The organism is Caulobacter segnis ATCC 21756 (assembly GCF_000092285.1).
In the GTDB taxonomy this organism is placed as follows: Bacteria; Pseudomonadota; Alphaproteobacteria; order Caulobacterales; family Caulobacteraceae; genus Caulobacter; species Caulobacter segnis.
The window spans coordinates 3,261,624-3,284,047 of sequence record NC_014100.1 but is presented as its reverse complement, the minus strand read 5'-3'; the positions used below and the strand labels follow the sequence as shown (position 1 = coordinate 3,284,047).

19 protein-coding genes are annotated in these 22,424 nt (G+C 66.0%); 10 read left to right on the top strand and 9 right to left on the bottom strand.

Features of this window, described 5'->3' with window-relative positions:
- Positions 1-5 precede the first annotated feature (5 nt).
- A complete protein-coding gene (locus CSEG_RS15145; RefSeq protein WP_013080111.1) occupies positions 6-788 on the bottom strand; it encodes an HpcH/HpaI aldolase family protein in 783 nt (260 codons plus the stop codon).
- A 38-nt stretch (positions 789-826) separates the two neighbouring features.
- Entirely contained in the window at positions 827-1,993 is a 1,167-nt protein-coding gene (locus CSEG_RS15140; RefSeq protein ID WP_227878845.1) for an amino acid deaminase, read from the bottom strand.
- 340 nt (positions 1,994-2,333) lie between these two features.
- On the opposite strand from CSEG_RS15140, the gene CSEG_RS15135 reads away from it, so the two are divergent.
- Together CSEG_RS15135 and CSEG_RS15130 are read left to right on the top strand one after the other, a co-directional pair.
- On the top strand, positions 2,334-3,194 hold the full coding sequence (locus tag CSEG_RS15135) for an SMP-30/gluconolactonase/LRE family protein (protein ID WP_013080109.1): 861 nt from the start codon (positions 2,334-2,336) through the stop codon (positions 3,192-3,194).
- A gap of 76 nt (positions 3,195-3,270) precedes the next feature.
- Positions 3,271-4,548 (top strand): cytochrome P450, encoded by a 1,278-nt coding sequence (locus CSEG_RS15130; protein ID WP_013080108.1) that lies wholly within the window; start codon positions 3,271-3,273, stop codon positions 4,546-4,548.
- 37 nt (positions 4,549-4,585) lie between these two features.
- On the opposite strand, the gene CSEG_RS15125 is transcribed toward CSEG_RS15130, so the two are convergent.
- Complete coding sequence (locus tag CSEG_RS15125; protein ID WP_013080107.1) at positions 4,586-4,933, bottom strand: cupin domain-containing protein; 348 nt, start codon at positions 4,931-4,933, stop codon at positions 4,586-4,588.
- A 349-nt stretch (positions 4,934-5,282) separates the two neighbouring features.
- On the opposite strand from CSEG_RS15125, the gene CSEG_RS15120 reads away from it, so the two are divergent.
- From CSEG_RS15120 to CSEG_RS15105, 5 genes are all read left to right on the top strand, one after another.
- Positions 5,283-6,131, top strand: a complete 849-nt coding sequence (locus CSEG_RS15120) for a metal-dependent hydrolase (protein WP_013080106.1) — start codon at positions 5,283-5,285, stop codon at positions 6,129-6,131.
- Between the two features lie 56 nt (positions 6,132-6,187).
- The gene (locus tag CSEG_RS15115; protein ID WP_013080105.1) at positions 6,188-7,297 is read left to right on the top strand and encodes an S-(hydroxymethyl)glutathione dehydrogenase/class III alcohol dehydrogenase; all 1,110 of its coding nucleotides are present in this window, start codon (positions 6,188-6,190) and stop codon (positions 7,295-7,297) included.
- A 126-nt stretch (positions 7,298-7,423) separates the two neighbouring features.
- On the top strand, positions 7,424-8,650 hold the full coding sequence (locus CSEG_RS15110) for an NAD(P)/FAD-dependent oxidoreductase (protein ID WP_013080104.1): 1,227 nt from the start codon (positions 7,424-7,426) through the stop codon (positions 8,648-8,650).
- Positions 8,651-8,679: 29 nt separating this feature from the next.
- Entirely contained in the window at positions 8,680-9,051 is a 372-nt protein-coding gene (locus CSEG_RS23845) for a hypothetical protein (RefSeq protein WP_456064386.1), read from the top strand.
- Positions 9,052-9,270: 219 nt separating this feature from the next.
- Positions 9,271-10,146 (top strand): hypothetical protein, encoded by an 876-nt coding sequence (locus CSEG_RS15105; protein ID WP_013080103.1) that lies wholly within the window; start codon positions 9,271-9,273, stop codon positions 10,144-10,146.
- 226 nt (positions 10,147-10,372) lie between these two features.
- On the opposite strand, the gene CSEG_RS15100 is transcribed toward CSEG_RS15105, so the two are convergent.
- The 3 genes from CSEG_RS15100 to CSEG_RS15090 all read right to left on the bottom strand — a co-directional run bounded on the left by CSEG_RS15100 (position 10,373) and on the right by CSEG_RS15090 (position 13,442).
- The gene (locus CSEG_RS15100) at positions 10,373-10,828 is read right to left on the bottom strand and encodes a chemotaxis protein CheW (protein WP_013080102.1); all 456 of its coding nucleotides are present in this window, start codon (positions 10,826-10,828) and stop codon (positions 10,373-10,375) included.
- Positions 10,828-12,624 (bottom strand): methyl-accepting chemotaxis protein, encoded by a 1,797-nt coding sequence (locus CSEG_RS15095; RefSeq protein WP_013080101.1) that lies wholly within the window; start codon positions 12,622-12,624, stop codon positions 10,828-10,830. Before CSEG_RS15095 ends, CSEG_RS15100 begins: the two co-directional genes overlap by 1 nt.
- A 398-nt stretch (positions 12,625-13,022) precedes the next feature.
- Positions 13,023-13,442 carry an Rrf2 family transcriptional regulator gene (locus CSEG_RS15090; RefSeq protein WP_013080100.1) on the bottom strand — a complete coding sequence of 140 codons (420 nt, stop codon included), beginning with the start codon at positions 13,440-13,442 and terminating at the stop codon, positions 13,023-13,025.
- 267 nt (positions 13,443-13,709) lie between these two features.
- On the opposite strand from CSEG_RS15090, the gene CSEG_RS15085 reads away from it, so the two are divergent.
- The 3 genes from CSEG_RS15085 (at position 13,710) to CSEG_RS15075 (ending at position 16,657) form a co-directional block, all read left to right on the top strand.
- Positions 13,710-15,203 carry an MFS transporter gene (locus CSEG_RS15085; RefSeq protein WP_208854786.1) on the top strand — a complete coding sequence of 498 codons (1,494 nt, stop codon included), beginning with the start codon at positions 13,710-13,712 and terminating at the stop codon, positions 15,201-15,203.
- 115 nt (positions 15,204-15,318) lie between these two features.
- Positions 15,319-15,930, top strand: a complete 612-nt coding sequence (locus CSEG_RS15080; RefSeq protein ID WP_227878844.1) for a class I SAM-dependent methyltransferase — start codon at positions 15,319-15,321, stop codon at positions 15,928-15,930.
- A 43-nt stretch (positions 15,931-15,973) separates the two neighbouring features.
- A complete protein-coding gene (locus tag CSEG_RS15075; protein ID WP_013080097.1) occupies positions 15,974-16,657 on the top strand; it encodes a glutathione S-transferase family protein in 684 nt (227 codons plus the stop codon).
- 141 nt (positions 16,658-16,798) lie between these two features.
- Here CSEG_RS15075 and CSEG_RS15070 read toward each other — a convergent pair whose 3' ends face one another.
- From CSEG_RS15070 to CSEG_RS15060, 3 genes are read right to left on the bottom strand one after another with little or no spacing between them, the layout of a single operon-like run.
- A complete protein-coding gene (locus CSEG_RS15070; protein ID WP_013080096.1) occupies positions 16,799-19,870 on the bottom strand; it encodes an efflux RND transporter permease subunit in 3,072 nt (1,023 codons plus the stop codon).
- Positions 19,867-20,937, bottom strand: a complete 1,071-nt coding sequence (locus tag CSEG_RS15065; protein WP_013080095.1) for an efflux RND transporter periplasmic adaptor subunit — start codon at positions 20,935-20,937, stop codon at positions 19,867-19,869. The genes CSEG_RS15070 and CSEG_RS15065 overlap by 4 nt, the downstream gene beginning before the upstream one ends.
- A gap of 4 nt (positions 20,938-20,941) precedes the next feature.
- The gene (locus tag CSEG_RS15060) at positions 20,942-22,372 is read right to left on the bottom strand and encodes an efflux transporter outer membrane subunit (RefSeq protein ID WP_013080094.1); all 1,431 of its coding nucleotides are present in this window, start codon (positions 22,370-22,372) and stop codon (positions 20,942-20,944) included.
- Positions 22,373-22,424: the final 52 nt, after the last annotated feature.

The window sequence follows — 22,424 nt, the reverse complement described above, 5'->3', positions numbered from 1 at the left end:
CGGTGTTACGGCGCGGCGCGCTCGCCGGCGGCGGCGCGGGTGGTGTTGACGGCGGTGTAGGCGCTGAAGGCCAGCAGTTCGACGTCGCTGCTGACGGTGACGATCCCAAAGCCCATCTGGGCCATGCGCGCCGCATAGGCTGGCGTCAGGTTCTGGATGCCGGTGAACTTGCCGCGCGCGGCGGCGGCGGCCAGCACACGTTCGTAGATCGCCAGGATCTCCGGCTCTTCACGGTCGAGGATCGGCGGCAGGCCCATCGAGAAGCCCAGGTCGCTCGGGCCGACATAGACCCCGCTGACGCCGGGCACGTCGAGGATGGCTTCGAGATTTTCCACGGCCTGGGCCGTCTCGATCTGCGGGAGGATAAGCACCTCGTCATTGGCGAAACCCTGATAAGCGCCGGGTACGCCGTAGCCCCCGGCGCGGATCGGGCCATTGGAGCGCTCGCCCGCCGGCGGATAGAGGCTGGCGCGCACCAGGGCCTTGGCGTCCTCGGCGGTGTTGATCATCGGGCAGATGATCCCCCAGGCCCCCGCATCGAGCACCTTGCCGATAATGCCAGGCTCGTTCCAGGGCACGCGCACCAGGGGCGTGACCGGATAGCTGGTCATCGCCTGAAAGCACTCCGCGGCCGAACGGTAGTCGTGGAGTCCGTGCTGGATGTCGACGGTGATACTGTCCCACCCGACCTTGGCCATGAACTCGACGGCGAAACTCGACGGCAAAAGCGACCAGCCGTTGACGCAGGTCTTGCCTGCCTGAAGCCGCTTGCGGAGCGGATTGGTCATGAAACCTCCCAAGGTGTTTTTGCGTGGGCCAAGGCGGCCTAGAAGTAGGTCCGGATCGAGCCGGTCACGGTGTAGGCGTCGTCCACCAGATGCAGGACCTGCCACTTGTCGAAGGTCAGGCAGGGGTGGGAAATGCCGACGCCGACGAGATCGCCCACCTGCAGGGGCGAGTCTTCGGGGACGTCGAGAAAGGCGTGCTGGTCGCTCAGATTGACCACGGCGTGACCGTCCGAAATGGCTTGCGGCGTTGCGGTCGGGTCGCCTGGCCGATACCAGGCCAGAGGCCTTGGCAGGTGGTCGTAGGAGACATCGCGCTTGCCAAAGGCCAGGATCACCCGGCCCGGTTCCGGCCGCGACTGGACATAGGACCAGACTTCAAGCGCCGCCGAATAGGCCCCGAAGGCCTCGACCTCGGGCGACCGCACGGTCATGCGCCGGAAAAGCTCGGTGTACATCAGCGAGTCGTGTGTGAGGTAGCATCCGGCGCGGATCAGGATGATGCGCTCGCCAGGCGCTTCAATCTGGCTGAGCTTGGCGGCGACCAGATCGTAGAAGGTCGAGCCGCCGGCGCTGAAGATGGTCGGGCCGGGCGCGTAGAGCCTTTCTGTCGCGCAGGCCTCGGATAGGGCCACCAGGCTGTCGAGGAAGGTCTCGACCTTGGCGATGGTCTCTTCCTCGGTGTGTTCGCGAATGATCCCCTCGAAGCCTTCGACGCCCGCCAGGGCCAGGGCCTGAGGCCGGGCGGCGACGAACCGGGCCAGCGCAAGACCTTGCTCCAGCGTGCGACAGCCGGTGCGTCCGCCCAAATAGCCCATTTCGACGAGCACCTTCAGAGGGCGTTCAAGCCCCCGTTCGGCCACGGCGCTCGCCAATTGCTCGGCGTTGGCCTCGGAATCCACGAGACAGTAGAAGTCCAGCTCGGGATCGGACTTCAGCAGATCGATCACCAGGCTGATCGCGGTCCGTCCAACCAACTGATTGGCCAGAAAGAGGCGCTTGAAGCCGAAGCGATGGGCGACCTGGATCTGATGCGGCGTGGCCACCGTGATGCCCCAGGCGCCATCGTCCATCTGCATGTCGAACAGCGCCGGCGCCATGGTGGTCTTGCCGTGCGGCGCCAGCTTGGCCCCGGTGGCGGCGAGAAAGCGTCGCATCCAGTCGCTGTTGTTGCGCAGGGCCGAAGCCTTGATGATGGCCGCGGGCATAGGCAGATCCTCCCGCAGGAGGTTCCATCCCTGGTGCGCCACCTGATCCAGGGGGAGCGGCTGGGCAAGCGCTGGAACGCCCTTCTCGATCGCGTCGAGACCGCGCTGCGCTGGCCTCTCTGAGCGGCTGGTCATCTCGCCTCCTCAATGTTGTAGCTTTTGCTATATTCATTGTGGGGGCGGATCAAGATGGTTCTGACTCTCCTTTGGACCTGAGGCACTTCGCTCAGGCGTCAGCCTCGTAAAACCGGCGGGTCAAGCGCGCGAGGGAATTGACGGAAAAGATATAGTCATAGCTATATTGCAAGGCATGCCGATTGGCGGCGATGACGAGGGACCCATGGGCAAGCGTTTTCAGACCCTGATTTCCGACCTGGCGTTCGGCGAGGCGCCGCGCTGGCATGACGGTCGTCTCTATCTGGCCGACATGCACGCTCATCGGATCGTGGCGTTGGGGGGCGACGGCAGACTCGAGATCATCGCGCAGTTCGACGCACCCGTCGGCGGAATCGGCTGGTTGCCGAACGGCCGAATGCTCGTGGTGTCGATGCACGACCGACGCGTCCTGAGGCAGCAAGCCGATGGCGGCTTCGTCGAGCACGCCGATCTGTCGGCCATCGCCACCTGGCACGCCAACGACATGGTCGTGGCGCCGAACGGCGAGGCCTATGTCGGCAACTTCGGCTTTTCCCTCGATCCGCCGATTGATCCGGCCAGCGTCAAGCTGGCCAAGTTGGCGCGGATTTCGCCTGATGGCGCCGCCGAGGCCGTTGGCGAGGAACTGTTCTTTCCCAATGGCATGGTGATCACGCCCGACGGCGCGACCCTGATCGTGGCCGAAAGCGCCTCGCGCCAACTGACGGCGTTCACGCGCAACGGCGACGGGACACTCACCGATCGGCGCCTGTGGGCCAGCCTGCCGTCCGACGTCACCCCCGATGGCATCTGCCTCGACGCCGAGGGCGCGGTCTGGGTGGCGGGACTGTCGGCCAATGCGGTCGTGCGCATCGCCGAGGGCGGTCGCGAGCTGGACCGCATCGCCACCGAACAGCAAGCCGTGGCCTGCGTGCTGGGCGGAGAAGACCGGCGCACGCTCTTCGTCTGCACGGCCGACACCACCGACCCGGCGACGTGTCGGGCCAGCCCGACGGCGCGGCTTCTTTCGGCGCGCGTGGATGCGCCCGGCGCGGGCTGCCCGTAGCCGGCCGCGGCCTCGGCTTTCGGCTGTCGAGGCGCCAAACCCAATCGGCTTCCTCTTGAGAAACTAAGGACACGCCATGAGTCATCTGCCTCGTCGGATTGAAGACCTGCCATCCCTGGGGGCCGCGGAACTGGCGGGCTGGGCCGCCGACCTCGAGGGTAGTCTGGCGCGCCTTTTCGAGCGATATCCCGATGGCTTGGCGCAAGGCGCGGGCTCGCGGCTCCTGGTGTTCGGCGCCGAACCGCTGCGAAGGATCGCCGCCACGGAGGCCGCCGGCAACATGCCCGCGGACGTACTGTCGTCCTCGGCCTTCAATGTCGGCCCCGATGGCGCCCCCGTCGAACCCGAGATTTCGGCGGCCTCGTCGCTCGCCAAGCTGGTCTCCAACCAGGTCTTCACCGCCAATCCGCCGCTGCATGGGCCCACCCGGCAATTGTTTATGCGCCAGTTCATGCCCAAGCAGTTGCCGCGTTTCGCCGCCCTGATCGAGGGCGCGGTGACGGCGCTGCTTCAAGAGGCCGGCGCCAGGGGGCGGGTCGATTTCGGAACGGACGTGGCCGAACGCCTCACCGCCCGGTTCTGGGCTCAGGTGTTGGGCCTGACCGCCGACGAAGAGACCCGCGCTCGCCATCTGATCTCGGCGCTGTCGCCGATGTTCTATCTCGTGCGCACCCCCGAGGAGACCCTCAGCGCCGACGCCGCGGCGGCCGAGTATCTGGCTATGGTGAGCGCCGCCGTCGAGCGCGGCCTGGCTCAAGGCGATCAACCGATCCTGCGGGACATGGCCGCCGACTTTTCGGCCATTGTTGAGCCTGGACGGCCAGAAAGCCTGGGCATGATGCTGGCGGCCAATTTGATCGACGGCTTCCACACCGCCGCCGTCGCCGTCGTCAACGCCGTTTACGGCCTGGCTTGCAATCCCGAGGTTCTGGCCCAGGTGCGGGCCGACCAAAGTCTCGTGCCGGCGGTCTTTTTCGAGACCATCCGCTTAAACCCGCCCGTCGTGCTGACCCAGCGCTACGCCTTGCGGGACTTCGAGTATGACGGCCTGATGGTGCCGGCCGATACGCCGCTCGTCATGTTGTGGATCGCCGGAAACCGCGATCCCAAGGCGTTCGCCGAGCCCCACCGAATGGATCTGTCCCGACCGCAGCGTGGCGATGTGACGTTTGGTGGTGGGGCCCATATTTGCCCCGGCCGCAACATCGCGCGCTCGCTCGTGGAGGCCGTCTTGAGGGGCGTAACCGCGCCGGGCGTCCAGATCGAGGCCGTGGCCGCCATGGACGACTGGACGCCGCGCAGTTCGATGCGTCAGCTGAGCCAGTCGCCCATGCGCGTTTCGGTCGGTATCTAAGAGCGGCCCGGCCGCCTCTCGGCGGCCGGCCAAGTCCTCAGCCCATCTTGAGCAAGAAGCGCTTGTAGACGGGCTCGACGATCCGCCACACGCCCTTGAAATCGGCCTCGACGGTAAAGGCGTCGCCGGCGCGCGCCGTAACCGTCTCGCCGCCGTCGGGGGTCAGTTCAATCACCCCTTCGACCAGATAGACATATTCATGGAAGCGGGCCTCGGCACGATAAGCCCCTGTCGTGGACCGCCACGTCCCCGTGACGACCGACTTGTCCGGGGACTGATACTCGAACCACGTCGTCATGGTCGGCTCGCCTTCGATCACCGTCCAGCCATCAGAGATATCGGTTTTGACGACGCCGCTCTCGGGCGTGTGAAGCACTACGGTCATGAAGACTCCTTTGAACGCGGCGGAAGGGCGGGACGCTTTGGGTCAAGGTCCGCCAAGGCCGGTGGTCGGTTGTTAGCGGGCGGTCGGTCGCCGAGCCGATAAGGTGTCGGAATGCGGCGACTTAAATATAGTGAAAGCTATATTTTTGTGAGTCAATGCGTATGCGATTGGACATCTGCCGGTGATCGTTGAAAGGCAATCGGCGTAAAGGGAAGGATATGGGCTGCGGAAATCGGCGCACGCCAATGCGACATTCCGAGCGGTTCGCCAAAGATGACGTGGGCGTCATTTTATAGTTGAAGCTATATTTGTTGTGTGACACGTTGCGTTGAACTTGATGGAGATGCCGATGACCGCACACACCGCTCCGGCCGACCTTCACATCACGCCGCGCAACGTCGCCTTCGGGCGGGGGCACTCTCATCCGCGATGGTGGATGAGCGGCGATCCTGTGGCGACGGCCTTCTATAACGCTCTGTCCCTCAGCTTTCCGGCGGGCGAGAGCTACTTCGTCCAGAGCGTCCGGTACTATCTGAACGAGCTGCCCGAGCCGCTGCGCAGCCAGGTCGCCGACTTCGCTCAGCAAGAGGCCTATCACTCTCGCGAGCACATCGCCTTCAATCGCCAGGTCCACGACGCGGGCTACGAAACCAAGGAGATCGAGGCGCTGAACCGCGAGGACGCCCGTCGCGGCCGCGACCTGGAGCCCGAGGTGAACCTGGCGGCCACCGCGGCGCTTGAGCACTTTACCGCCATGTTCGCCCACGCCCTGCTTGCCGACGAGCGCCACTTGGCTGGTGCGCCGGCCGAAGTGCGTCGCCTGTGGCAATGGCATGCGGTGGAGGAGATCGAGCACAAGGGCGTGGCGTTCGACACCTTCATGTACGTCACGCGCGATCTATCGCCGTTCAAGCGCTGGTTCTTCCGCGTGATGGTGATGTGGCAAGCGACGAACGACTTCTGGAAGGAACGCACCCGCGACCTTCACCTGCTGCTGCGGCAGGACAACATCGACACGCCCAAGACTTGGCGGAAGCTAGCGCTTTTCCTGTTCCTCAAGCCTGGCATGTTGCGCCAGGTTTTCCTGCCGTACCTGGCCTATTACCTGCCGGGCTTCCATCCCTGGGCTCATGACGACCGCAAGCTCGCCAATAAGGTCGAGGGGTCGCTGAAGCTGGACGAAGCCGCGCTAGCCTAAGCGCGGCGCGGTCGGCGCGGCGCACCTGGATCGCATACCTGACTGGAGACCTATCGATGAAAACCCGCGCCGCCGTCGCCTTCGAAGCCAAGAAGCCGCTGGAGATCGTCGAGGTCGACCTCGAGGGGCCCAAGGCCGGCGAGGTGATGATCGAGATCAAGGCCACCGGCGTCTGCCACACCGACGCCTACACGCTGGACGGCCTGGACAGCGAAGGCATCTTCCCGTCGATCCTGGGCCACGAGGGCGCGGGCGTGGTGGTCGAGGTCGGCCCCGGCGTCACCTCGGTGTCGGTCGGCGACCACGTGATCCCGCTCTACACGCCCGAATGCCGCCAGTGCAAAAGCTGCCTCTCGGGCAAGACCAACCTGTGCACGGCGATCCGCGCGACCCAGGGCAAGGGTCTGATGCCGGACGGCGCCACGCGCTTCTCGTACAAGGGCCAGCCGATCTACCACTACATGGGCTGCTCGACCTTCTCGAACTACACGGTCCTGCCCGAGATCGCGGTGGCCAAGATCCGCCGCGACGCGCCGTTCAAGACGGCCTGCTACTGCGGCTGCGGCGTGACGACGGGCGTCGGCGCCGTCACCAACACCGCCAAGGTCGAGCCGGGCGCCAACGCCATCGTCTTCGGCCTGGGCGGCATCGGCCTGAACGTCCTTCAAGGGCTGAAGATGGTCGGCGCCAACATGATCGTCGGCGTCGATCTGAACCCGGCGCGCGAGGAATGGGGCCGCAAGTTCGGCATGACCCACTTCGTCAATCCGAACGACGTGCAGGGCGATCTGGTTCAGCACCTCGTCGCCCTGACCGACGGCGGCGCGGACTATACCTTCGACGCCACCGGTAACACCGGCGTGATGCGCCAGGCGCTGGAAGCCTGCCATCGGGGCTGGGGCGAGAGCATCATCATCGGCGTGGCCGAGGCGGGGAAGGAAATCTCCACCCGTCCGTTCCAGCTGGTCACGGGTCGCGTCTGGAAAGGCACGGCCTTCGGCGGCGCGCGCGGCCGCACCGACACGCCCAAGATCGTCGACTGGTACATGGACGGGAAGATCCAGATCGACCCGATGATCACTCACGTCCTGCCGCTGGAAGAGATCAACAAGGCCTTCGACCTGATGCACGCGGGCGAGAGCATCCGGACCGTGGTGACGTTCTAGAACCTAAGGCGGCCTTCCCTCGATCGGGTGGGGGCTAAAACCATGGAATTTGTCTGGGGGGCGTTCAGTCGCCCGATCAAACGCCCTGCGCCGGTGTCGGCGTCGGGGCTGGGGAGCGCGTCGGACATGTCCAACGGTAGGGTGATAATCCTGGGCGCGGGGCACGCGGGTGGCTCAGCGGCGGCGTTTCTTCGCCAATACGGCCATGCGGGCCCCATTCTTCTTATCGGAGAGGAGCCGATCGCGCCCTATCAGCGGCCGCCCCTCAGCAAGGCGTGGCTGAAGGGCGAGGCCGACGCCGAGAGCCTGGCGCTTAAGCCTCTGGAATTCTACGCCGCCCACGACATTGACTTTCGAGCGGGCGTCAAGGCGATCAGCATTCATCGCGCCGCCAAGACCGTGTCGCTCGACGATGGCGTCAGTCTCGCCTACGACACCCTGATCCTGGCCACCGGCGCTCGGCCGATCAGCTTGCCTGTCGAAGGCGCAGATCTCGATGGCGTCTTGAGCCTGCGCACAGCGGCCGACGCCGAAGCTCTCAAGCTGCGCCTGGCCGCGGGGAAGACCCTGGCCGTCGTCGGCGGCGGCTATATCGGGCTAGAGGTGGCCGCCTCGGCGCGTTCGCTCGGCGCCGAGGTCGTGGTGATCGAACGCGAGGAGCGGGTGCTAGCGCGGGTAGCCTGCACGACCCTGTCTGAGTTCTTTCAGGCTCGGCATCTGTCCAAGGGCGTGCGCCTCGAACTCAACGCCTCCGTGGCGGGGTTTGTCGGCGAGCAGGACCAGATCCGCGCGGTGCAATTGGCCGACGGACGCCAGATTGCCTGCGACGTCGCCGTGGTGGGGGTCGGCGCCAGGCCCAACAACGAATTGGCCGCGCGGGCCGGTCTGGAATGCGCCAGCGGCGTCGTCGTCGATCAGGACGCGCGCAGCATTTCCGATCCCAACATATTCGCCATCGGAGATGTGGCCCAGCGTCCCGTGCCGGTCTACGAACGCATGCTGCGCCTGGAGAGCGTGCCCAACGCCCTGGAGCAGGCCAAGCAAGCGGCAGCCGCCATCACCGGGCGACCCAGGCCAGCCCCTGAATGCCCTTGGCAGTGGTCGGATCAATACGACTTGAAACTGCAGATCGCCGGTTACGCCCTGGACACCGATGACGTCGTGGTGCGCGGCGACCCTGACAGCGGCGCGTTCGCCGTCTTCTACCTGCGGGGTGACGTGGTGAGATCGGTCGCGGCGGTCAACGCCCCGCCGGAGTTCATGGTGGGCAAGCAGCTCGTCCTCGCCCGAACACCTATCGACAAGGCCAAGCTTTCCGACACGACCGTGTCGATGAAGGTCGTTGCAGCCTGACGGGCGATCGGTGCGCCATGGAGCAATCGATGCTGGACTTTGCCGAGAAGGTCGAACCCAACAGCCGCCTGTCGTGGATCAAGGTCTCCGAGATACTGGAATGGTTGTCGTCGCCCATGATGGGGCGGGCTTCGTCTCGTCTCTCGCCCCGCTCTTCAATCCGCTCTTCTTGGACCTCACCGTCTGTTAGTTCACACGGAGCTCGAGCACGGTCCCATGCCTTGGCATCGAGGTGGACGAACCGTGAGATGGTCCAATCCCGCGTTGTTCAGGAGAACGTCGAGCCTCCCACCTTGGTCGATCGCCAGATTGACGAGGGCTTCGAGATCGCCGCGCTGGCGAACATCCGTCGTCCGACAGACACCTTATCTCGGGCGCGTCCGCCGAAGCAGGGCGCGTGACCTCCGACCTTTTGATCCATTGACTCGGTCGTTTCGGCGACACCTTCGAGAGTGCGGTGCTCGACGAAGCAAAAATCGAGGTGACCTACTCGAAGCTGGTCGAAGACGTCCTTGCGCTGGCAGGGCCTGATCCTCAAAGGATCCGACCAACTTTCGGGTGGTAACGGTCGAGTTAGTGTTGCGAGCCATATCCAAGCCGCTGACGGCTTGGGAACGACCATGGACAAATCGCAAGAAGCCGCCCAAAGCGGCTGGCTCGCCGTATGGCGTGATTTTTGGCGCAAGGCCGAACGAGCCGCGCTGCTTACGGGCTTGGCTTTCTTGGCCTCGACGCTCGTGAACACACTGATCTTCGACGTCTGGGGGCAGAACTTTCTTTTGATAGCGGCGCCCGCCGACGTACTGATGTCTGGCCTGCAGGTGGCGACGATGCCCGCGCTCATGGCCGGCGGTTACGCTGTGGGATTCATCTGGATCGCGTCACGTCGGAGCAAGCTGGTTGCCGTCATCGCTTTCTTTGCGGCCTTGATCGTCCTGTGGCTCGTCGGCTGGCCAATCGGCTACGGACCTCGCGTCTTGCGGACATGGTGGCTCGTGGCGCTACTCGGATGGCTGATCGGCGCTGGCGTTGCCCTTTTCTTTGACCAACGATGGCGCGCGCCCCGAGCGCCGGGCAGCGGTCTCGGGGCCAGACTGACAGAGTTGGCGCATGAAGGCGTTCGTCGTTTCGTCTATGGCGGCGTCGGGCTCATATACCTGTTCTTCAGCGGGGCGATGGTCTGGGCCGTCTCGGAGGTCGGCTACTCCAATCAGCCTGTGCGACTAGCCCCGGACGAGAAGCTGGAGGGCTGCGTGGGCAGGGTGGTCTGGACCGGGGATCGCGCCATATTGGTCGATTGCGGGCGGCCTCCCGCCCACGATGTACAGGTCTTCTACGCCACCGACACGTTTCGCGTGATCCGCGACAATCGCGAGTGGCCCAATCCAGCGCTGCCGCCGCTGCTGGTCGATGTCGGAAGCTGGCTTCGTGCGCAACCGGCGGTCCAAGAGGTGATGGCGCCGGCGGGCCAGGGGCAAAAGCCGGCGGCGCGATAACCCTTCGTCGCGATTGCCTAGGCGGTCTTGCACGTTGCTTCTTGATTGTGAGGGGCCAAGCGCGCGGGCGACCGAGCGTCCCGCAACTCGCTGGACCAAGCCAGGCCGATCCGGCGAGCAACCCTTCGCAGCGCTTATCCGCGTGACCCATTCCTACGGTCCAGCGCGTCTTGGATATCGCCCTCTGGAGCCCGTCCAAGGTCTGCGGTTAGCGTAACCCGGCAGCCTATGCGGCCATGGCCAAGCCGCCTGGCAGTAAAGCGCCGACCACGAGGCGGCTGAGCATCCGCCCATCGAGCGGGATGATCGCGTCTATGAACGTCTCGACGGTCGCGTCCATGGCCGGCGGGGATTGCAACCGCTCGGCGTCGACCATGAAGGTCTCTTGCACCGCGTCGACGAGCAGCCCAACCATCTGGTCATTGAACTGGACAACGACGATGACGTTGCGCGACGAAGGTTCCGTGCGGCCAAGCCCCAGGCGGTGTCGAAGATCGAGCACCGCCATGACCACGCCTCGCAGATTGATGACGCCCCGGATATAATCAGGCGTCTGAGGCATGGGCATGGCGGGCGTCCACCCACGGATCTCCCGGACGACACTGATGTCGATGCAGAACTCCTGGCCGCCGATTTCAAAAGAAATCAGCTCCAGCTGGCCGGCGGTCGCGAGCTCCGTCATCAGAACTCCTCCCAGGCTTCGGTTTTCAGGGCGGCGGCGCCCGCCGCGCCCGGCCGGGCTCCGGCGAAGGCCTTGATCTTCTGTTGCGCCGCGTGAACGGGGGAGGGCGCCGGCTTGGTCGTGGTGCGTGACGGTGCGACAGCCGCGCCATCGCCATACTGGAACTTGCCGATCAAGTCGGTCAGCGACTGGGTCTCCTCACGCAGCGAGTGCGCCGCGGCGGTGGCCTGCTCGACCATGGCCGCGTTCTGCTGAGTGACCTGATCCATCTGGTTGACGGCGGCGTTCACCTCGTTGAGCCCGGTGGCCTGCTCGCGAGAGGAGGTGGCGATCTCGGAGATGAGGCTGTCGATCTGCGCGACCTTCTCGACGATCTGGCCCAAGGCTTGACCCGTATCGCCCACCAGCTTCACGCCGCGGCCCACCTGGGCCGTGCTGCTGGCGATCAGCGTCTTGATCTCCTTGGCGGCGTCGGCGCTGCGCTGGGCCAGGGCCCGCACCTCCTGGGCGACGACCGCGAAGCCTCGGCCGGCTTCGCCGGCGCGCGCGGCCTCGACGCCCGCGTTTAGGGCCAGCAGGTTGGTCTGGAAGGCGATCTCGTCGATCACCCCGATGATCTGTGTGATCTGCCCGGAGCTTTGCTCGATCTCGCCCATCGCCGAAACCGCTTCGCGCATCACCGCGCCCGACTGTTCGACTTCATTTCGCGTGCTGGACGCGGCCGACGAGGCTTGCGTGGCGTTCTCGGCGGCGCGCTTGACCGTCGCGGTGATCTCGTCGAGGGCGGCGGCCGTCTCTTCCAGGCTCGCGGCCTGCTGTTCGGTGCGCTTGGACAGATCGTCCGAGGAGCTTCTGATCTCGTCGGTTCCGGCGCGGATGGTCGCGGCCGTGCGCCCGACGAGCTGCATAGTGCCCTGCAAGGTTTCCAAGGCCCGATTGAAATCCAGGCGCAGCTTGTCCAGTTCGGGGGTGAAGGCCTGCTCGATCCGTTGTTCGAGGTCGCCACCCGCCAGAGCCGTCAGGGCCGCGCCGATCTCATTGACCGCCTCGACCCGTTTGGTGACATCCGTGGCGAATTTGACGATCTTCACGACCCTGCCCTTGTCGTTAAGGATCGGATTGTAGGAGCCCTGGATCGTCACGATCCGGCCACCCTTGCCCATCCGCGTGAACTCGGCGGCCTTATATTCGCCGCGGACGAGGCTGGCCCAGAAGTCGGCGTAGTCCTGACTGTCGCGATAGGCCGGCTCGGTGAACATGCTGTGCTTGCGGCCGACGACCTCATCCAGGGCGTAGCCCATGGTCTTGAGGAAGTTCTCGTTGGCGTTGACGATCGTGCCGTCGACATCGAACTCGATCATCGCCTGAGATCGGCTGATCGCCGCGATCTGGGCGGTGTAGTCCATGTTGAGCAGCCGTTCCTTGGCGTTGGCCCACTCAACCACGAAGCCCGTGGTCTTGCCGTTCTCGCGCAAGGGTGTCACCAGCAGATCGAAGGCCAGCTTGCCCACGCGGATCGTGGCGTTGTGCGGTTGGGTGAGCTTGGCCAGCAGATCGCGCTGGTGGGACGGGTTTTTGTGGAACACGTCGATATTGCTGCCGACCAACTTGGCGACGCTGAAGTTGGGCAATTCCTTGCGAAGGTCCGCCTCGCTCTCCTCCAGGAGCGCGCGCACGGCGCTGTTCATATAGGTGATGTTGAGCTTGGCGTCGGCGACCATGACATTGGCCCGCAGCGCGTCGAGCACTTGAGCCCGGTCGATGGCGCTTCCAGCTTTCGCAAATCTCTTCAGCATCAATCCGCCCCATGTTTCTCGCGGGCCTTAGCTCTGGGTTGAGTTTCGCGAGAATTGTCCACGCTGTAGCGTGTGATGTCTAAGCTATATTGGTTAATCGGGGGTTTTGGGGGTGGGCTTGGATGTATAATGCGACGCTTCGACGCGCGGGTTCGGTTGTATTCCCTGCCTTTTCAACTTCTCAAAGATCTCTCAGTGCTGATTGCTAAGTTGGTCGACGCAAGTTTCTGCAGTTTATTGGTGTGGATGAGGTCGGCTCAAGTGCAAGTCATGCTCCTGCTCTAGTTCAAGCTAGCGACCGGGGGGCTGGATTCTGTATGGAGCAGCCGGTGTGGGGGGGCGTTGGCTGCCGCGCCGCGTGGTGACGCTCAGGGGCGGCGCGTCAGCCGTCCACGGGGCTAGTGGTGCGGGTCGGTCGCCGGCGAAAGCTGGTCAAGGGTCACCTGTCCGAACCGCTCGATAAAGAGCGCCTCGGCCTGCGCCATCGTCTCGGATAGAGCGGCGTTTACGTTTTGCTCGATCAGGCAGTCGGGATGGTCGCTGCGATAGCCGATGGCGAACAGCCGGGGACGATTGAGGGCCTCGTAGATGGCCAGCAAGGTGATCTGGTCTAGCGGACGGCCCAGGCGCCAGCCGCCTCCGTGTCCTTTGCCGGAACGCACATAGCCGGCCTCGCGCAAGCCAGCCATGGTGCGACGAAAAACCGCCGGATTGGTGCCCATGCTTTTGGCCAAGACCTCGGAGGTCAGGGGCTGATCGACTTGGGCCATGTGCAAGAGCACATGCAGCACGTCGGAAAGCCTCGTGTCCTTGTTCATTCAGAAGCCCCCAGCGCTTAGGCGATCGGGGCCCGCGCGCGCCCGTCTGTGTCGTCATCGGAAGATCACGTATCAGTCGTTGATACATGATGTGCGGGGTGTTACGTAGCATCATCTGATACGTGACTTGGTGTCGCTATGTCCAGCTTTGACCGTACACGTCCTATCCTGGACGCCGCTTCCCCATCAAACGCGCAGCCGATCGATCCGACGATTGACGACCCCAACCGCCGACGCCGCATCCTTATCGCTGTCTGCGTCGCCTTGATGGCCGTGATCGCCGCGGTGACCGGCCTCAATGTCGCCCAACCCCATCTCGCCCTCGAGCTTGGCGCCTCTCAGAGCCAAGTTCTCTGGGTTATCAACATCTATGCCATAAGCTTGGCCGCCCTTTTACTGCCCCTCGGCGCGGTTGGCGATCGGTGGGGGCGCAAGCCCGTTCTGCTGACAGGCCTTGCCGTCTTCGGTGTTGCGAGCGTCGCGTCCGGATTGGCGCCCACCGTCGGCGTCATGCTCGCCGCCCGCGGCCTGAGCGGCCTTGGGGCGGCGATGATCATGCCCGTCACGCTTTCGGTTATCACTTCGGTCTTCCCCGCCGAAGAACGGTCAAAGGCCATCGGCGTCTGGACGGGCGTGGCCGGGGCAGGGGGCGTCCTGGGCATGTTTCTATCGGCTGTTCTGGTCGATTTTCTGACCTGGCGTTGGTTGTTCGCCCTCCCCGTGATGCTGGTCCTCATCGCCTTCGTTCTGGCCCTGCGATCGGTTCCCAATTCCCGGCAGGTCTTCAGGCATCGTTTTGATGGTCTCGGGTCGCTTCTGTCCCTACTGGCGGTCATGGGCGCGAGCTATGCGCTTCACGAAGGCCCGGCGGCCGGCTGGACGGCCGCGCAGACCTTGGCGGGTCTCGCCCTAGGTCTCTGCGCCTTCGTCGCCTTCGTCGTCTGGGAACTCCAGCAGGCCGAGCCATTGCTCGATATCAGGTTGTTTGGACGGCCCCGGCTCGCCCGCGGAGCGGTCTCGCTGGTGACATGGTTTGGGGTCCAGGCCGGTGTGTTCGTCGTCCTCTATCCCTTTTTCCAAGCCGTTCTCGGCTGGTCGGGACTACGGGCCACGCTTGGCCTGATGCCCATGGCCTTGCTGATGATGGTGTTCTCCGGCGTGGCGCCGCGACTTTCGGCCAGGATCGGCCCTAGGGCGACCATCGCCAGCGGCGTGCTCCTTGGAGGCGCCGGACTGGCGCTCATGTCGCTGCTGGTCTCCGTCAATGGCGGCTATCTTTCGGTCCTGCCGGGGATGGTGACCATGGGGGTCGGCATGGGGTTGGCCATGGCGCCCTCGACCGAAGCGATCACCTCATCGCTTCCCCAGGAACAACAAGGCGTCGCCTCGGCGCTCAATGACGTCACGCGCGAGCTTGGGACGTCCCTTGGCGTGGCGCTCCTGGGCGCTGTGTTCGCCGCGGGCTACGGCGGCGCGTTGACGCCGCGGCTAGCGGGGTTCCCGGCCGAGGCCGCCGTCTTGGCTGGGCAGAACATCGCAAACGCCATGGCCATGGTCGACGACGGGCGCCCCTATGGCCGCGCGCTCTATCAGATCGCTCAGGAGGCCTTCGTCGAAGGCTGGCGACAATCCATGTGGGCGGGCGTCGCCGTCATGGCGGTCCTGCTCGTCTTCGTCATTCCGCGCGGCCCCGCCCCACGCGCGCCCGGCCAAGCGGTTCGGACCCCGCCCGGGTCGAACGCGCGGAATCTCAAGCCATGACGGCCCTGGCGAGTCCTCGCCCCTGGGGGATCGGGGCGAGGGTATGAACGACAACCTCATCCCTTTTCTGAACCCCGACGCTGTCTCGACCTATGGCCAGGAGACCCCCAGAAGGGTGCCGGGCCTGGCGGACCTGCATCGCATGACCCAACTTCTCCTCGCCGAACAAGCACCCGGTCCAGCCCACGTGCTTGTCGTTGGCGCTGGAGGCGGGCTGGAGCTGAAGGCCTTCGCGGAGGCTCGGCCCGATTGGCGGTTCACCGGCGTCGATCCCTCGCCCGCCATGCTCGATCTCGCACGGCGAGCGACCCTGGCGTGCGCCGAAAGGGTTCAACTTCTGGCCGGAACGGTCGATGAGGCGCCCTTGGCCCTGTTCGACGGCGCGACCTGCCTGCTCACGCTGCATTTCCTCGATCGGGACGAGCGGCTGCGCACGCTGCGGGAAATCCGCCGCCGCCTGAAGCCGGGCGCCGCCCTGGTCATCGCGCATCACACTGCGCCTGGCGGCGATGCCGGTCTCTGGCTGACGCGCTCGGCGGCGTTCGCCGATCATTCCGGCTCAGACCCGACCAAAGCGCGTGGCGCCGCCAGGGCGATGGCCGATCGCCTGCCGCTCCTGGCGCCCGACGCCGAAGAAGAGCTGCTGCGCCAGGCCGGCTTTGAAAACCCGGCGCTGTTCTACGCCGCCTTTTCATTTCGAGGTTGGGTCGCGACATGCGGCAAATGATGAGCGCCCGCCGCGAACGCGCGCGGAGATCTAGGTCGCGCCGATGAAAATCTACAATTTCGCCTTCGGCCCCTATCCTCAGAGGGTCAATATCTATCTTGCCGAGAAGAGCCCGCCGAATGTCGAGCGAGTGATCTTCGATGCGCCGGACAAGCAGGCCGGCGTGCCGCCAGCCTCCATCAAGGCGCTGACGCCCACGGGCGCCATGCCGATCCTGCGGGATGAGGACGGCGCGATCATCGGACAGTCTCTAGCGATCCTTGAATATCTGGAATCTAAGGTTTCCGGTCCCGACATGCTCGGGGCTACGCCCGCGGCGAAAGCGAGAACCCGTGAGTTCGTCCAGGTCTTCGATGAGGCCCTGACGTTTTTTGGCCTTTGGGCCCGCCACGGCAGCGACCTTGGCCGGGACACTGTGCGCATCAGTCTCGATGTCGCCGCCATCTGCGCGGCGCGCTACTTCGATCAACTGAGACTGATCGAAAAAATGATGAGCCAGAGCGATTTCATCACCGGTGATCGCGTGACCATCGCCGATTGCGTCGCCATGGCGACGCTTCAATACGCCGCCGACTTCTACGATGTCCCGGTTCCCGATGACTGCCAAAGGCTCGCGCGGTGGTGCGCTGAATTTCGCCAAAGGCCAAGCGCGGCTTCGCCTCGCTATCCCGAGGACAAACGAGCGATCGCCCTTGGCCTTATGGCGCAGACCGGCGTTGGCTTTTAGACGCCGCAGGCTGGAGCAAGGCGCCAGCGCTGGCGGCGTCATCGACAGGCGCCTGGCGGTCGGACGCACCGTCAGGCGGACGTCAGCCTGACCTTGCCTCGGCGATCTCTTCATCAGGGGCTGTTCAAGTCCATGCGCCGGTCAAAGGGCATCCTCACGCGCTAAGGTGTCGGCCGCGGGCGGGGATGGCGTTACAAACCGCGCCAGCCTCGGCGTGAGCCAGCCTTCCACGTCGTCGACGAACTCATAAACCACGGGCACCAGGATCAAGGACAGGAGGGTCGAGCTCACCAGGCCGCCGATCACCGCCACCGCCATGGGCTGGCGCCATTCGGCGCCTTCGCCCAGCCCCAAGGCGGTCGGAGCCATGCCGGCGATCATCGCCACCGTGGTCATGATGATCGGACGCGAGCGCTCGGCGCACGCCCGCTCCAGGGCCGAAAATCGGTCCAGCCCCTCGCGCTCGGCCTCAATGGCGAACTCGACCAACAGTATCGAATTCTTGGCGGCCAACCCCAAAAGCATCAGCAGGCCGATCATCACCGGCAGGTCCAGCGGCAAGCCGGCCAGTCTCAGAGCGATGAAGGCGCCGCCCAGCGACAGCGGCAAGGCCGACAGGATGCTGATGGGCTTAAAGAAGCTGCGAAACAGCAGGACCATCACCGCATAGACGAGCGCCACGCCCGCTCCCATGGCCACGATCAGCCCGCTGAACAGCTGGACCATGTCTTCTTCGTCGCCATCCTTGGCTTCGTGCACCCCGGCCGGCAGATGTTGCATGATCGGGAGGGCGGCGATCGCCTCGCTGGCCTGGCCGATGATCGCCGCGTTGTTGAAGTCGGCCTGGACGGAGGCTCGCCGCTCGCGATCATATCGCAGAATATGACCGGGGCCGGCTTCGAAGGAGATGTCCGCCACGCTCTCAAGGACCGTGGTCTTTCCGTCCATCGTCGGCACGGCCAGCTGGCTGATCCGCGCCAGATCGGCGCGGTCGGCCAGCGGCAGGCGCACGCGGATCGGCAGGCGCCGCTCGCCTTCGGAGAACTTGGGGACATTGGCGTCGATGTCGCCCAAGGTCGCCACCCGGGCGATCTGAGCGATCGCGTCGGTGGAGACGTTGAGCCGCGCGGCCTCGGCGGGTTTGGGGCGAATGACCAATTGAACCGAAGCCGCGGCGGGGGCCGGACGCGGCTCGGTGACTTGGCGCACGGTGCGCATCTGGCGCAGGAGTTCGGTTTGCGCGCGGGCCAGGGCCTTACCGTCGGCGCTGGCCAGGATCACCTCGACGTCCGCGTCGCCGCCATCTTCGTCGCCGGTGACAACCCGGGCGTCGGCCACCTGACGCAACAATGGTCGCACCGCGTTTCTGACCGCCTTGGTGGTCTGAACGCGATCGGCCTTCAGAACCCCTATGATCAGGCCCGTCGTCGAGTCGCCGTCGGCGCCGACCTGGCTGAAGACAAAGTCCGTGTCGGCCTGAGCGCGCAGGATATCGGTCGCCTTGGCGGCGGCGCGCTCCATGTCGGCCCGGGTCGCGCCCGGCTCACCCTGAATGTTCAGAAAAATGTAGCCGCTGTCGCCTTCGGGCTGAAAGCCCTTGGGCAGCCCAATCCCGATGATGAGCGTGGCGACGAAGAACAAGCCGCCCAGCCCGATCGCCCAACCGCGCCGACGTAGGGACCAGTCCAGGGCCCGCCGATAGAAGCGCGGCATCGGCCTGGCCTCGTGTGGGCGGCGCGCGGGAACCAGAAAGTAGGCCGCCATCACCGGCGTCACCAAGCGGGCGACGACCAGGGAAAATAGCACCGCCACGGCGACGGTCAGTCCAAACTCCCGGAAGAACTGGCCGATGGTGCTCTGCATCATCGAGACCGGCGTGAAGATCACCACGATCGTGAAGGTGGTGGCGACCACCGCCAACCCGATGGCGTCGGCGCCCTCCAGCGCGGCGCGATAAGGGTGCTGACCGCGCGCGATGCGCTTTTCGATGTTCTCCACCTCGACGATCGCATCGTCCACCAGGATGCCGATCACCAGGGTCAGGGCCAGAAGGGTGACGATGTTGAGGCTGAAGCCCAGCAGGTGCATGACGGCGAAGGTCGGGATCAGCGACAGCGGCATGGCCACCGCGGAGATCAGGGTGGCGCGCCAGTCGCGCAGGAACAGCATCACCACCAGGGCCGCCAGGATCATGCCCTCGATCAGGACGTGGATCGTGGCCTGGTAGCTGGCGCGGGTCTCCGTCACGGTCGACATGACCTTGGTGAACCGCACGCCGGGATTGGCCTTGGCCAGGGCGTCCAACGCCTTGACGACATTGGTCTCGGTCTCGACCTCGCTGGCCGTCTTGGTCTTGCTGATCTGGAAAGCCGCGACCGGGACGTTGTTCACACGAGCAAAACCGCGCGCCTCGCCCGCCCCGTCGCCGACCTCGGCGATGTCGCCCAGGCGAACCGCCCGCCCCCGCAGAGGGATCTGCAGGTCGCGCAACTGGTCGATGCTGACCGCCCCGCCCAACACCCGGACGGTCATCTCGCGGTCTCCGAGTTCGGCGCGTCCGCCCGAGGCGTCGTCGGTAAACTGCCGGAGGGCCGAGTTGACCTGAGGGGCGGTGACGCCCAGGGCGTTCATCCGCTGGATGTCGAGCAGAACGTTGATCTCACGATCCAGACCGCCGGTGCGCGTCACCAGGCCGACCCCCGCGACCCCCTGCAGCGCGCGCGCCACGGTGTTGTCGACGAACCAGGACAGCTGCGTGGCTGACAGCTTCGGCGCGGTGACCGCGTAATAGAGGATGGGTTGGCCGTCGGTATCGCGTCGGGTGACGCTCGGCGGATCAATCCCCTGCGGCAGATCGACCCGTATGCGGTCGATGGCGGATCGGACGTCCTCCAAGGCTCGCTGAGCGTCAGCCCCGACCGCGAACTCGACCTTGGTCTCCGAGGAGCCCAGGCTCACGGTCGAGGTCAGATGCTTGACGCCCGGGACGCTGGCCGCGGCGTCCTCGACCAGGCGCGTGACCTGGCTTTCCATCTCGCTGGGCGCCGCCCCCGATTGGGTGACGGCGACCGTGATCTCCGGGAAGGATACGTCGGGAAACTGCTTCACCGGCAGGAGAGCGTAGGCGGCCGCGCCGGCGATCATGAGAAGAACAAACAACAGGCTGACGGGCACGGGATTGCGGATCGCCCAGGTGGACACTTTCAGGCTCATCGGGCCGCTCCGGCTTGGAGGTCTTGGGCGATGGCGACCTTGTCGCCGGCTAGCACGGTGGCCGTCCCGGACATCAGCACCCGCGTTCCCGCGGGAGGACCCTGAAGCAACTGCACATGATCGCCCGCTCGCGCGCCGATCCGCACCGCGACCCGCGAGACCACGTCGCGGGTGTCGAGCGCCATGACCGAGGTCCCGTCGGCGTCGTAGGTGATCGCCTTGGCCGGGGCGACGAGAGCGGGGGCTCCGACGCCCTCGAACTGGGCCTGGGCATAGCCGCCGGGGCGTTGTCCCTGTCTCTTGGGCAAGGTCACGCGCGCGACGCCGAGCTTGGTCTGGGGATCGATCTCGGGATCAATCAGGCGCACGGTCCCGACCACGCGTTCGCCGCCCGGCAAGGTGATCGCCACGCTCTGGCCTGGGCGAAGGCCATGCAGCACGGCCTCGGGCGCCTCGGCGGCCATCTCGATCTGGCCGTCGCGCGCGAGACGGAACATCGGCTCCACCCCGCCGCCGGATAGTTCGCCAGGCCTGACATTGCGCTTCAGCACTAGCCCCGAAACCGGCGCGCGCAGCAGCATGCGCGCCTGACGCGTCTCCAGGTCCTGGAGCGCGGCGCGGGCGGCGCGGGCGTCGAAACGGCGCGCATCTATGTCCTCCTGCGACAGCACCGCCTTGCCGTCGAGGTCATCGACCCGCGCGGCCTGTCGCTCCGCCCGTTCGACCGCTACGCGCTGGGCGGCGATCTGGGCGCGCAGCAAGGTGTCGTCCAACTGAACCATCGGCTGGCCGGCGGTGACCCAGGCTCCCTGATCGACAAACACCCGGGCGACGCGGTAGCCGGAAAGCTCCGAGGTCACGGCGGCTTCCTCGCGTGGCGTCAGCAAGCCCGAGGCGAGCACCGGAACCCGCAGTGTTCGCGCCTCGATCCGAGCGACCCGCACCGCGCGCAGCGGTTCGGGCGCCGCCGCCGGCGCCGGCGGGTGGCATCCAGACAGGCTCAGGCCAAGAAGCGCCATCCAGGCCGCGGGGCGGCGGCGGGGCGATAGGGTCATCATGCGATCCATCGGTTTATCCAGCTTTCTTGGAAGCCGTGCTCGAAAGGGGAGGGGGCAGGGCCGCGCCCTGCTCGGCGGCGGGCGGCGACCAGCCGCCGCCAAGGGCCTTGAAAACCTGGACCGAACGCTGGAGGGCCGTGACCTCCGCGCCGGCTAGGGCGATCCTGGCCTGACGCCAGGCTCCTTCGGCCACCAGGGTGTCCTGCAGAGCGTTGAAGCCTCGCCGGTACCCCTCGTGCTTGGCCTCGTATCCGATCGCGGCGTCGCGCTCGGCCGCGCGCAGCATCGTCACGCGCCGCGTGTCGCTGTCGAGATAGGCCAAGGCTGTCTCGGCCTCGACATAGGCGGTCTGCACCGATCGTTCGTAGGCCAGCACCTGCTGTTCGGACACCGCCCGCCGCGCGTCCAACGTCTTGCGCAGACGGGGAATGTCGAGCAGCGGAACCTTGGCGCCGGCGCCAAGGGACCAGAGGCTGGCCGTGTCCGAGCCGGTCACCTTGCTGATTCCGAGGCTTGGGGACAGGGTGAGGGTGGGCAGGAAGGCCAGGGCGGCCAGTTGCTGTCGGCCGGCGGCGGAGGCCAGGCGCCAGTGGGCCTCGCGGATGTCGGGTCGGCGCGACAGCAGATCCCCGGGCACGGTCGCGGGCGGCGCCGGCGGCGCGCCGATCCGTGGCAGGATCGGCATCTCGTCCAGGGGCGCGCGGCCTCGACCGCAGAGGGCGAGCAAGACCCGCCGGGCGGCGTCCAACTGGGCCTCGAGATCCTGGATCTCGGACCGGATCGTCTCGACATTGGCGCGCGTCTGCGCCGCGTCGCTGGCCGGCACGAGCCCGTGTTCCACCTTGGCCTGCGCCGAGGCCTCCAAAGCCCTTTGAATGCGCAGCGTCTCCCGCGCCTCCGTGAGCCGCGCGGCCAGACCGCGCGCCGCGAACAGGTTATCGGCCACCTGGGCCACGAGCACCCAACGCGTCGCTTCGGCGGTGAACTCGGCGCTATGAAGATCACCCTCGGCCACGCGGCGCGAGGCCGCCCGGCGACCGAACAGGTCCAGTTCCCAGGCCGGGCTGAAGCTCGCGGCGTAGCGGTCGATGTCGCGTTCGCTGTCATCGTCGCCGCTGGCGTGGTTGGCCGAAGCCTCCAGCCCGCCGCTCGGCCAATAGATCTGATAGTGGGCCGCGCCGCGGGTGGCCTGGGCCTCGGCCAACCGGGCGCGCGCCAACCGGGCGTCGAAGCCGCCCTCCAGCGCCTGGGCCACCAGCATCTCTAGCTGCGGGTCCTGATAAAGCCGCCACCAGTGTTCGAGGTTCGATTTCGGCGGGTCCGCGCCCGGTCGCGGCGCCGCGTAGACGGCGGGCACGGCCAGGTCGGGCGCACGGGGGGCGGAGACGGCGCAGGCCCCCGCCAGGGGCGCGATCAGCACCACGCCCCAGAGTTTCATGAGCATTCACGGATGTCCTTCAAGCGAACGCGGCGGCGAAGCGATGCGACGGGCCAAG

Coding starts and splice junctions, on each gene's coding strand:
- CSEG_RS15145 (WP_013080111.1), bottom strand. CDS start 788: ATGACCAATCCGCTCCGCAAGCGGCTTCAGGCAGGCAAGACCTGCGTC.
- CSEG_RS15140 (WP_227878845.1), bottom strand. CDS start 1,993: ATGCCCGCGGCCATCATCAAGGCTTCGGCCCTGCGCAACAACAGCGAC.
- CSEG_RS15135 (WP_013080109.1), top strand. CDS start 2,334: ATGGGCAAGCGTTTTCAGACCCTGATTTCCGACCTGGCGTTCGGCGAG.
- CSEG_RS15130 (WP_013080108.1), top strand. CDS start 3,271: ATGAGTCATCTGCCTCGTCGGATTGAAGACCTGCCATCCCTGGGGGCC.
- CSEG_RS15125 (WP_013080107.1), bottom strand. CDS start 4,933: ATGACCGTAGTGCTTCACACGCCCGAGAGCGGCGTCGTCAAAACCGAT.
- CSEG_RS15120 (WP_013080106.1), top strand. CDS start 5,283: ATGACCGCACACACCGCTCCGGCCGACCTTCACATCACGCCGCGCAAC.
- CSEG_RS15115 (WP_013080105.1), top strand. CDS start 6,188: ATGAAAACCCGCGCCGCCGTCGCCTTCGAAGCCAAGAAGCCGCTGGAG.
- CSEG_RS15110 (WP_013080104.1), top strand. CDS start 7,424: ATGTCCAACGGTAGGGTGATAATCCTGGGCGCGGGGCACGCGGGTGGC.
- CSEG_RS23845 (WP_456064386.1), top strand. CDS start 8,680: ATGCTGGACTTTGCCGAGAAGGTCGAACCCAACAGCCGCCTGTCGTGG.
- CSEG_RS15105 (WP_013080103.1), top strand. CDS start 9,271: ATGGACAAATCGCAAGAAGCCGCCCAAAGCGGCTGGCTCGCCGTATGG.
- CSEG_RS15100 (WP_013080102.1), bottom strand. CDS start 10,828: ATGACGGAGCTCGCGACCGCCGGCCAGCTGGAGCTGATTTCTTTTGAA.
- CSEG_RS15095 (WP_013080101.1), bottom strand. CDS start 12,624: ATGCTGAAGAGATTTGCGAAAGCTGGAAGCGCCATCGACCGGGCTCAA.
- CSEG_RS15090 (WP_013080100.1), bottom strand. CDS start 13,442: ATGAACAAGGACACGAGGCTTTCCGACGTGCTGCATGTGCTCTTGCAC.
- CSEG_RS15085 (WP_208854786.1), top strand. CDS start 13,710: ATGGCCGTGATCGCCGCGGTGACCGGCCTCAATGTCGCCCAACCCCAT.
- CSEG_RS15075 (WP_013080097.1), top strand. CDS start 15,974: ATGAAAATCTACAATTTCGCCTTCGGCCCCTATCCTCAGAGGGTCAAT.
- CSEG_RS15070 (WP_013080096.1), bottom strand. CDS start 19,870: ATGAGCCTGAAAGTGTCCACCTGGGCGATCCGCAATCCCGTGCCCGTC.
- CSEG_RS15065 (WP_013080095.1), bottom strand. CDS start 20,937: ATGGATCGCATGATGACCCTATCGCCCCGCCGCCGCCCCGCGGCCTGG.
- CSEG_RS15060 (WP_013080094.1), bottom strand. CDS start 22,372: ATGCTCATGAAACTCTGGGGCGTGGTGCTGATCGCGCCCCTGGCGGGG.